The organism is Acinetobacter sp. YH12233, assembly GCF_013417725.1.
Classification (GTDB): Bacteria; Pseudomonadota; Gammaproteobacteria; order Pseudomonadales; family Moraxellaceae; genus Acinetobacter.
In genome coordinates this window covers 110,036-120,684 of the sequence record NZ_VPDK01000006.1, presented here as the reverse complement: position 1 = coordinate 120,684, position 10,649 = coordinate 110,036, and the positions used below count along the sequence as shown (strand labels likewise).

9 protein-coding genes are annotated in these 10,649 nt (G+C 45.4%); 6 read left to right on the top strand and 3 right to left on the bottom strand.

Annotated features, from left to right (window positions below; all coding sequences use genetic code 11):
* Nucleotides 1-166: 166 nt before the first annotated feature.
* Entirely contained in the window at nt 167-976 is an 810-nt protein-coding gene (locus FTV12_RS04785) for an inner membrane protein YpjD (RefSeq protein WP_004783358.1), read from the bottom strand.
* 138 nt (nt 977-1,114) lie between these two features.
* On the opposite strand from FTV12_RS04785, the gene ffh reads away from it, so the two are divergent.
* The 3 genes from ffh (at nt 1,115) to FTV12_RS04770 (ending at nt 3,999) form a co-directional block, all read left to right on the top strand.
* Nucleotides 1,115-2,521: a signal recognition particle protein gene (gene ffh, locus FTV12_RS04780; RefSeq protein WP_004783356.1), complete on the top strand. Its 1,407-nt coding sequence runs from the start codon at nt 1,115-1,117 to the stop codon at nt 2,519-2,521.
* A 159-nt stretch (nt 2,522-2,680) separates the two neighbouring features.
* Nucleotides 2,681-3,256: an alpha/beta hydrolase gene (locus FTV12_RS04775; RefSeq protein ID WP_179992862.1), complete on the top strand. Its 576-nt coding sequence runs from the start codon at nt 2,681-2,683 to the stop codon at nt 3,254-3,256.
* A gap of 137 nt (nt 3,257-3,393) precedes the next feature.
* Nucleotides 3,394-3,999 carry an alpha/beta hydrolase gene (locus tag FTV12_RS04770; RefSeq protein WP_179992863.1) on the top strand — a complete coding sequence of 202 codons (606 nt, stop codon included), beginning with the start codon at nt 3,394-3,396 and terminating at the stop codon, nt 3,997-3,999.
* On the opposite strand, the gene FTV12_RS04765 is transcribed toward FTV12_RS04770, so the two are convergent.
* The gene (locus FTV12_RS04765; RefSeq protein ID WP_179992864.1) at nt 3,953-4,693 is read right to left on the bottom strand and encodes a type III pantothenate kinase; all 741 of its coding nucleotides are present in this window, start codon (nt 4,691-4,693) and stop codon (nt 3,953-3,955) included. The two genes, FTV12_RS04770 and FTV12_RS04765, sit on opposite strands and share 47 nt — an antisense overlap.
* A gap of 14 nt (nt 4,694-4,707) precedes the next feature.
* On the bottom strand, nt 4,708-5,463 hold the full coding sequence (locus tag FTV12_RS04760; RefSeq protein ID WP_004783349.1) for a biotin--[acetyl-CoA-carboxylase] ligase: 756 nt from the start codon (nt 5,461-5,463) through the stop codon (nt 4,708-4,710).
* 27 nt (nt 5,464-5,490) lie between these two features.
* On the opposite strand from FTV12_RS04760, the gene FTV12_RS04755 reads away from it, so the two are divergent.
* From FTV12_RS04755 to smc, 3 genes are all read left to right on the top strand, one after another.
* The gene (locus FTV12_RS04755) at nt 5,491-6,294 is read left to right on the top strand and encodes a sulfite exporter TauE/SafE family protein (protein ID WP_004783347.1); all 804 of its coding nucleotides are present in this window, start codon (nt 5,491-5,493) and stop codon (nt 6,292-6,294) included.
* 194 nt (nt 6,295-6,488) lie between these two features.
* Nucleotides 6,489-7,184: a GntR family transcriptional regulator gene (locus tag FTV12_RS04750; RefSeq protein WP_004783346.1), complete on the top strand. Its 696-nt coding sequence runs from the start codon at nt 6,489-6,491 to the stop codon at nt 7,182-7,184.
* 11 nt (nt 7,185-7,195) lie between these two features.
* Nucleotides 7,196-10,648, top strand: coding sequence for a chromosome segregation protein SMC (gene smc, locus FTV12_RS04745; RefSeq protein WP_180033588.1), 3,453 nt, complete (start codon nt 7,196-7,198; stop codon nt 10,646-10,648).
* Nucleotide 10,649 lies beyond the last annotated feature (1 nt).

Below are 10,649 nucleotides of genomic sequence, written 5' to 3'. Positions count from 1 at the left end.
AATGGAAAAATCTAAAAGGTATGTTTTACCGAAAAAAAGAAGTAGAAACTACCCACGAGTTGTGAAAGGGAAACCACAGAAATACCCAAAAAAATGCCAGTCAATCTCTTAACTGACTGGCATTACAGTCTTAACTGGGCTTTTATAATATTGAAGATCAATCAGCTTATTTGTTTAACAGCATTTCCAGCACAAATTTGGAGCCGATAAAACCGAGCGCCAGCAGGCCAAACCCAAGCAGGGTAAAACGAACTGCTTTCTGACCACGCCAGCCAAATTTCCAGTGTCCAATCAATAATGCACCATAAACCAGCCAAGACACAATGCTAAAGGCGGTCTTATGGGCCAGATGTTGGGCGAAGAAATTATCAATGGTAAAGAATCCGAAACCCAATGCCAGTGTCAGTAAAATGAAACCAGTCATCAGCATATCGAACAATAAAGATTCCATATCCTGATAGGAGGGCAACAGATTCACCCAAACCCGACGTTTCTGTTTTTTCTTCAGTTCACGATCCTGAAACCGCAAAATGACGGCCTGAATCGTCGCCATCAATAACACAGCGTATGCAGATAGGGACAAGATAATATGAATATCCAGACCTAGGGAATTTTGTGCAATAACTTTCGCTGGCTGGGTGAAACTGAAACCGAGAATCAGGCCGGTCGCAGCGACGGGGATACCAATCAGGTTTAAAGCAATAATCGGCCGATAGGTACTGTAAATGATACTTAGCAGCAGCATTAGCCCTGACGTAAAGGAAAGTAAGGCAAATACATCATAATTCATCCCCATCGGGGTATACATGTCACCTGATAAAACCAAAGCATGCAGTACCAGTCCAACTAAAGCTGTTAAGCCGACAAACCATTGATTTGGAGTACGTTTAGTCATTAAATGAATGAACAGATACCAAAAAGAGGAGGTATAAGCGATTAATGCTAAGATCGTGTAAACCAAGGGTAGGCTAAGCATGTCAAACCTTTTTAAGGGTGATGAATATTCATTTATATAAATTCAGTGCGAACTACAGTATCCTATAGCATTCTATGCATAAATTTTCTATTTTAAGAAACAATTTTTTGCTACTGGCTATTTTAAGCGGATTTTGCAATGTTTGATACCTTAACAGAACGACTCACGCAGAGTTTAAGAAATGTTACTGGCTCAGGGCAGCTAACCGAAGACAATATTAAAGATACGTTACGTGAAGTACGTATGGCACTTCTTGAAGCCGACGTTGCGTTACCTGTAACTCGTGAATTTATCGCGAAAGTTAAGGAAGAAGCATTAGGCCAGGAAGTGATGACTCAGTTATCACCAGGGCAAGCCTTCGTCAAAATCGTCTATGACGAATTGACCAAAATGATGGGCGAGGCTAATGAAAGCCTTGACCTTGCAGCAAAACCACCGGTGGTGGTACTGCTTGCGGGTTTGCAGGGTGCGGGTAAAACCACGACTGCAGCCAAACTTGCGCGCTTCCTGCAAGAGCGTCAAAAGAAAAAAGTAGCTATGGTGTCTGCCGACGTTTATCGTCCGGCTGCGATCAAGCAGTTACAGACAGTGGCTGGCGAAGTTGGCGCGATTTTCCTTGAATCGAGTGCTACTGAAAAACCGATCAGCATCGTTAATCGTGCAATTGAACAGGCAAAAATCCAGTTTGCCGATGTACTGATTGTCGATACTGCAGGTCGTCTGCATATCGATGACGATATGATGGAAGAGATTAAAGAGCTGCATGCAGCGATTAATCCGACTGAAACCCTGTTCGTGGTTGATGCCATGACCGGTCAGGATGCGGCAAATACAGCCAAAGCATTTAACGATGCGCTTCCTTTGACGGGTGTGATCCTGACTAAAACTGATGGTGATGCGCGTGGTGGTGCAGCACTGTCTGTTCGTGCGATTACTGGCAAGCCAATCAAGTTCCTCGGTATGGGCGAAAAACTGGATGCTCTTGAGCCATTCCATCCGGAACGTGTGGCACAGCGTATTCTGGGCATGGGTGACGTGCTTTCTTTGGTCGAAGAAGTTGAACGCAAAATCGACAAAGAAAAAGCCGAGAAAATGGCGAAGAAATTGCAAAAAGGCGGTAGCTTCAACTTTGAAGATATGCTGATGCAATTCGAGCAGATGAACAAGATGGGCGGCATGATGGGCTTCCTGGACAAACTTCCAGGCATGAGCAATTCTGGTATTCAAGATGCAATTGCGCAGGCGAATCCTGAAAAGCAAGTGAAGAAAATGGAAGCGATTATCCAGTCGATGACTATCAAGGAGCGCCGTAACCCTGACCTGATGAATCCAAGCCGTAAAAAGCGTATTGCAGCAGGTTGCGGTATGGAAGTCTCAGAAGTCAACAAGCTGATTAAACAGCATGCGCAAATGGCGAAGATGATGAAGAAATTTGCTAATCCGTCGGGTATGGCAAAAATGATGAAATCACTGAGCGGTCTGCAAAAACAGTTTGGCGGTGGCGGTGGTATGGGCCCACTGTTCGGCGGCAACGACAAAAAATAACTGTTTTAAATAAAAAAGGCGCGTACAGCGCCTTTTTTATTGTCTGTATTTTCTTTTATATCCAGTTTAAACAAAACAACATTTGCTTACCCAAATTTCTAGAAAAATCAGGCAGACTCGAAAACATTCGAAATAAAATAATACAGAAGGATGTATCTAATGACTCAAGTGATTGTGGTGCATGGCTATACCGCAAGTCCTGAAGAAAACTGGTTTCCATGGATTCAGGAAAAAGCCCAGCAGGAACATGTCAGCTTGAAAGTACTCAGACTTGACCCGTCAACTACGCCAAAACTGGAGGTCTGGGAACAGCAAATGCGTGAACAGATTGACGGGATTGACGAAAACAGTATTTTTATTGCGCATAGTCTGGGTTGTCTGGCTGCATTACATTATTTAAGTCGCGAATTAAAAAATCAGAGAATCAAACAACTGGTTTTGGTGGCCGGTTTCAATGGCCGACTGGGACGTCTGGAAGAAGTTAATCCGTTCATTGACGCGGCTGAAGTAGATTTTGATTTACTGAAACGTCAGATTGATGAACGTGTAGTGATTTATTCGGAAGGTGATGATCGGGTTCAGCCTGACTTCAGTCTGGAGCAAGCGGAAAGTCTGGATGCAATCGTAGTCTGTGCCGAACATCAAGGGCATTTTATTAATTCGCAGGGTTGTACTGAACTGCCGGAAGTCTGGCGAGTGATTCAGCCTTATCTGATCCAATCTTCAACTAAATAGGGAGGATGATGAACAGATTGGTTCAATGATGACAGGGTGAAGTTGAATAAGGAATATTGAATTTCATCCGCTAATAAATAATTAAAAACTTAATTTTTTTCGGAGCATTTTGCTCTCAATATAATAAGTACAATGCTATGAAAAATATAACGAAGAAAGTCTATATCGTGCCTGACTATCAGGCGACCTCAAATGACCACTGGTATCCGTGGTTAAGCCGGCAGATCAAAGACGCCGGGTTCGAGGCCAAACGGATCATGCTGGCCAATCCTTTTCAACCCGATCTGGAAGAATGGCAGCACAACCTGAAACTGCAGATTCCACATCTGGATGAGCATAGTTTCATTGTTGCGCATGGCTTGGGTGGCTTAAGTGCTCTAAAGTTTCTCGAAGAACACTATAACCGTACACAGTTGAAAATTGGCGGGCTAATGCTGGTCGCAGCTTTTGATACACCACTGGTGGCCTGGTCGGAACTAAACAAAATGGTGCAGGCAGTAAAGCTAGATCTGAACAATTTATCACTTGGCGCCAAACGTTTTGTAATGCTGCTTTCCAGCAATAATCCTTATGTGCCTGCACCGATTTCACTGCGTTTGGGCCATAGCCTGAATGCACAGATTTTTGAAATCAAAAATGCAGGGCATTTTAACAAGCTGGATGGCTATGCAGATTTTTCAAAGTTGCTCGAGCTGCTCAAACTGTGTTTGGCAAATGATCTGCAAAATGCTGCAGGCCTTTAAGCAATAAATCGGGTTCAATAATAGGCTGAAACCGTTCGAGATGCTGGGCAAAGAGTGCAGCATCTCCACCGGTCAGGATCAGCTGTGCCGGAAAATCTTGCAGTACTTTTTCAATGGTACTGAGCAGACCGAATAAAATGCCATGATGTACGGCATCAATGGTATTGCGCCCAGGACTGAGTTCCTCGAAAGCTGCATCCGGGATTTTAATGCCTTTGGTATTCTGGATCAGGGAATCGCGTTGTAAATACAGATTCGGCAGGATATAACCGCCGAGATGTTTCTGACCTTGGGCTAGATCAATGGTCAGGGCAGTCCCGCAGCTGATGACACAGTAATTTTGCTCGGTCGACTTGGCAACGGCCAGCACCTGCAACCAGCGGTCAATCCCAAGCTGGGAAGGATCATCATAGCCACAGATCAAACCGGCATAGCGTGCCTGTACCTTGGCAAAAACTACAGGAATGTTCAGGCAGGTCAGAATCGATTGAATTCGGGTATTATTTGCTTTGTCCAGCACGGAAGAAATCCCGACCTGATGCAAGCCTAAACTCTTAAAGTGCTGAATCAAGCCAAGAAGTAAGTCGGCAGGGGATTGCAAATGCATTTCCGCGGCATGTTCAATGATCTGGTTCTGCTCCGTAATCCAGTACTTGAGCCGTGTATTGCCGATATCCAACCATAGTTTTTTCATTGAATGATGCCTGTTCAGCCACCGTTTTTAAGACGGAGTTGCCCCTGATAAAATGTCTGCGTACCTGCATTCGTTTCGATAATGACCGCACCATCGTCTTGAATGCCGAGGAAAGTTCCGGAATATTGGCCTTGAATATCGGTAAATTCAACTGTTTGCTGGAAAAATGCAGCATATTGGTTAAACCGTGCCGGCAGATTCTGACTGCCATAATTAAACCATTCCCCCGCTTGCTGAATAGCCAGATACAACTCGGCAATCAGATCTACACGTGAAGTATGTGGTAGTCCCAATTCAGTCAGAGAGGTGACCTGCTGGTCTGGAATGCTTTCCATGAGTGGGCTGATATTGATCCCGACACCAACCACCACCTGTTGAGTCGAAATCGGTTCAATCAGAATGCCACCCCATTTCCCCTGCAGGCTGTACAGGTCATTGGGCCATTTCACCTGCAAGTCCAGTCCTTTTAGGCTTGGCATTTGCAGGATATTTAATGCAATTTCCAGTGCCAGGCGACCATCGATTACTTTTTGTGTATGCAGCAATGTGCTTAAATAGATGTTCCCCTCAGGAGAAATCCACTGACGTTGACGCTGTCCACGTCCCTGGGTTTGCACGCGGCTACACACTAGTACCTGTTGTACCCCTTTGGTTGCCAGTTCCCGGACATCGTCATTGGTCGATGTGGTGATCGGCTTGATCAGCAACACTTCAGGGAGTTGGCCTGCTTGACTTAAACGTTGCTGCAGTTCGCGAGTTTCTACATCCATTTGAATCTAAACGTGGTAAATGTCGTTATGGAGTTAATCATATATTTATTGATTGGTGCAATTGCAGGATTTGCCGCAGGCCTGTTTGGCGTGGGTGGTGGTCTGATTATCGTGCCAATTCTGTACATTGTTTTTACCCAGCTCCAGTACGATCCAAGCGTGATTATGCATATGGCAGTCGGAACTTCTCTGGCCACAATTATTGTAACCTCAATCAGTTCGGTGATGGCACATCATCAGAGAGGGGCAGTGTTATGGGATGTAGTGCGTAATCTGGCACCCGGCCTGGTCATTGGCTCATTCTTGGGAGCTGGAATTGCAGATTATTTATCGGGCCAAGGCCTGCAATTGCTGATTGGCTTCTTTGCAGTCTGGATTGCATTCAGAATGTTTAGAGGCGCGCATTATCAGGTTGATCCGAATCAGAAATTGCCTTCAGCCGCATTACAGTTGGCAGCGGGTGGTGGCATTGGCGTGGCATCGGCCATATTCGGGATTGGTGGCGGCAGTTTGACTGTGCCTTTCCTGAATCGTTGTGGTGTCGTCATCCAGAAAGCAGTAGCCACTTCTGCTGCCTGCGGTTTGCCGATCGCAGTGGCTGGTGCCTTAGGTTTCATCTGGTTTGGTCAGAAAGCTGAAGTCGAAGTACCAAATACGATTGGTTATATTCATATTTATGCGTTTATTGGTATTAGTGTGATGAGTTTTATCACTGCAAAATTTGGTGCAAAAGTGGCGCATTTATTATCACCAGTTCTATTAAAAAAATGTTTTGCGGCCTTATTGACTACAGTTGGTCTGTATTTTATCTATCAAGGCTTTACTGCCTGAACTACTCATTTTTTATCAGCTCAATTTTTTGAGGAGAATAGGTCACTATTCTCCTTTTTCTTTGACTGGGTTGGCTGTATAGACACAAGATTGTCTGACAATGTCAAAGTATTTTCTGCAAAAAAGCCGTTTAATAACTGAAAAGTCATCCAGAATGACTGCACTTGCATCAATAAAAATAAGACAGGAACAGTATGCAACAACAAGAAGCACACAGTTTGTCTGAACAGATTGCCAAGCATATCAGTGAACAGATTATCCGGGGTGAACTGGTTGAAGGCGAACGCATCCAGGAACTCAGAATTGCATCGGAACTTGACGTCAGTCGGGGATCAGTCCGTGAAGCCTTGCTCTTGCTTGAACGTACCCAGCTGATTGAAATCTTCCCGCGTCGTGGCGCCATTGTTTCGGAAATGTCGGCCATGCAGGTTCGTGCCCTGTTTGACCTGACCTCTTTATTGCTGGGGCAGATGGTACATCGCATGGCAGAGACCTGGCGCAGTCATGAGGCAGAGCGCATTCAGCTACTATTAGAACAATTGGAAGCCGAAACCCGCCAAGGCCATATCGAAAAGTTTTATGATTTGATCTTTCAGGGAATGGCCCAGCAACAGGAGATGGTCGGTAATCTTTACCTGATGCGCTACTATCAGGAACTGCTGCCATCTTTACGCCGTAGCTATTTTCTGACCCTGAATATTTCAAGACGTGAGCTACAGGAATCTTTTGAATTATTTAAACTGGTGACGGAAGCGATTTTAATTCGTAAATCCCATCAGGCGACGTTATTTATGGAAGATTTTTGTCGACACTTGCGCAACCTTGTGTTGGAATCTCTGATACGGATGAAACAAATTGAACTCGCGTGGGCCAGACGCTCACGACGTTAAATCAGGACACTATGCGTTTAAGCAGTTTAAAACTTTCAGGCTTCAAATCTTTTGCTGACAGTACTACCTTACACTTCAAGGATAACCGGACTGCAGTGGTGGGACCCAATGGTTGTGGTAAATCAAATGTGATTGATGCCATACGCTGGGTGATGGGTGAGTCCAGTGCGCGCCAACTACGTGGTGGCAGCATGCAGGATGTGATTTTTACCGGAACAGCCAAGCGCAAACCGGTGGGCATCGCCAGTGTAGAACTGCGTTTTGATAATACTTATGGCAAGCTGGGCGGTGCGTATAATGCCTATAATGAGCTGGCAGTGCGTCGTCAGGTCAACCGTGATGGCAAGTCTGAATATTTCCTGAATGGCACTAAATGCCGACGTCGTGATATTACCGATATTTTCTTGGGAACCGGTCTGGGGCCGCGTTCTTATGCAATTATTGAACAGGGCATGATTAACCGTCTGGTGGATGCCAAGCCTGAAGAAATGCGGGTTTTTATTGAAGAAGCTGCAGGGGTTTCCCGTTATCAGGCACGTCGCCGCGAGACCATGCTGCATCTGGATCACACGACGCAGAACCTGTCGCGTCTGGAAGATATTGCCTCTGAACTCAAGTCTCAGCTTAAAACCTTGAAACGCCAGTCAGAAACTGCCATTCAATATAAGGAACTGGAAGGCCAGATCCGTACCATCAAGATTGAAATCCTGTCGTTCCAGTGTGAGCAGAGCCAGCGTCTGCAAGAAGAATATACTGTGCAGATGAATACGCTGGGCGAGAATTTTAAGCTGGTACGTTCTGAATTGACTACTGTTGAGCATGATCTGGGAGCGACCAGTGAACTGTTCCAGCGCTTGATTCAACAGTCCACACCGCTACAAACTGAATGGCAACAGGCTGAGAAAAAGCTCAGCGAACTGGAAATGACCCTGCAGCAAAAGCAGTCCTTATTGCAGCAGAACTCAAGCAGTCTGGTGAAGCTGGAAGAACAAAAAGCACAAACCAAAGAACGTTTACAGCTGATTGAATTGCAACTGGACACCCTGCATCAACAACTCGAAGATCAGACTGCACAATTGCAGAAGCAGGAAGGTCAAAGTCAGGAACAAAACCAGGGTCTGACTGATCTGAAATCCCAGCAAGGCACAATTGCTGCCCAGTTTGCTCAAATTAAAACCCAGGTTGAGCAACAGCAACAACGTAAACAGCAAATGCTGGCGCAAAGTGAACAGCTGGCTAAAAATATTGTCCGGATTGAACAGCAAAAAGAAACCTTGCAACAGCAGGCAGCACAAATTCAGCAGCAGGCGCAGCAAGATGAGCTGGAACAGTATCAGACTGATAGAGCTGAAACTGAACAGCAAATCACTGGCTTTGAGACTCAGTTCAAAACACTGAAAACTGAGCTTGAGCAGCTACAGGCAGAACAGGCAAGCCAGCAGCAATTGCTCATGCAGCTGAAATCAGAAATTCAGGTGCTGCAATCAGAACGCAAAAACCTGAGCCAGTTACTGACCAAAGCCAATCCAAACGCCAAAGCGGATGCGGTGCAGTTAATGCAGGTGCTGAAGCTGAATCCACAGGCCAAAGCTCATGCCAGCCTGATTGAAAAGTTCCTGGCGAAATGGCTTTCTGCACAAGTACTAGAAGAAACTGAGCATTTTTTGGAAAATAGTGCACGCCAGCTCAAAGCTCAGACGACACAGGATAATATTCAGCTTGATGGGCTCCCTTGTTTAGCAGACTGGATTGAAGCGCCTCAATATTCGCTCTGGCAACAGGTGGCCGTAGCTGAGAACTTTAAACAGGCACTTGGTTTACAAACTCAGTTGCATACAGGCCAGTCGATCTTAAGTCTGGATGGCTATCATGTCGGACCCGACTGGATGATTGCACTGGACTATGATGAAGCCAGTCAGGCGGGACAAGGAGCACTGAGTCATCGTATTCGTCTGGATGAAATCGAGCAGCAACTGATTCAGCTTGAACCAAAATTCGCAGATCTAGAGCAACAGCTTCCTGAGTTAAATGCTCAAGTGAAAGCTTTACAGAGCCAGATTCAGAGCATCAATGAGCAGCAGAAGCAGGCACAAAAGCAGTTACAACAGCTTGATCTGAATATTGCTAAAGTCCAGAGTGCGACACAGGCCTTTGCAGTACAGAAACAGCAATTGCAGAACCAGTTACAGCAACTGGACGAGCAACTGGAAGAAGATGCGATGCAGAAAGACGATCTGGAAATTGATCTGCATGCACTGAATCTGAAACTGGAACAGGCACTGCCAAATTACAAAACCTTGCAATTCCAGCTGGAAGAACTCAATGCCCAGCTGGAAGACTCACAGCAAGTCACTCAGCAGGCGCAGCAGGAATTAGAATTACTGCGCCGTCAAACGGTACAAAGTCAGCAGCAGGCTGAACTGCTGGAAAAAGACCAGCTGTTTTTAAAAGAGCAATATCAACAGATTATTGCGCAAATAGAACAGGCCAAAAAGTTTGTCGATCCGGTACAGCTGGAATTACCTGCTTTACAGAGCCAGTTCAATGAACAGGCACTGATCACGGAAAAACTGCAAAAAACCTGGGCAGACTGGCAGATCGAGCTGAATCAGATCCAGAGCAAGCAGCAGCACCTGACTGAGCAGCGCCATACTTTCCAGCAGCAGGATGAACAATTGCGTACTGAACTTGAAGCCAAACGTCTGGCTTGGCAAGCTGCCAGATCTGATTTACAGCATTATTCAGAACAACTGAAAGAGTTGAATAGTGAAGTAATTTCAGGGCTGAATATTGATGTAAAAGTACATCAGGCCAAACTAGAAAAAGCCCAGGCTCAATTTGATAAATTGGGTGCGGTGAATCTGGCAGCTTCTGAAGAGTATGAAGAAGTTTCGAAACGTTATGACGAACTCAGCCATCAGATTCAGGATCTGGAAAATACCGTTGAACAGCTGCAGGCAGCAATGAAAAGTATTGATCAGGAAACCCGTAAGCTGTTTATGAATACCTTCGATCAGGTCAATGCCGAGCTACAAAACCTGTTCCCGAAAGTATTTGAGGGCGGTGAAGCGAGTTTAAGTCTTGAAGATGGATGGCAATCGGGTGTAAAACTGATGGCACGCCCACCAGGCAAGCGCAACAGTTCACTGGCATTGCTTTCTGGTGGTGAAAAGGCTTTAACCGCATTAGCACTGGTCTTTGCAATTTTCCGACTAAATCCGGCACCGTTCTGTGTACTGGATGAAGTCGATGCACCGCTGGACGATGCCAATGTGGGACGTTTTTGTAATTTAGTCAAAGAGCTTTCTGAACAAGTGCAATTTATTTATATTACCCATAACAAACTTGCAATGATGATGGCGACTGATCTTTTAGGTGTAACCATGCCTGAACCGGGAACCTCAAAATTAGTGACAGTAAATTTGGAACAGGCAAAAGAATACGGCTTAGCTGCGGAGGTATAAC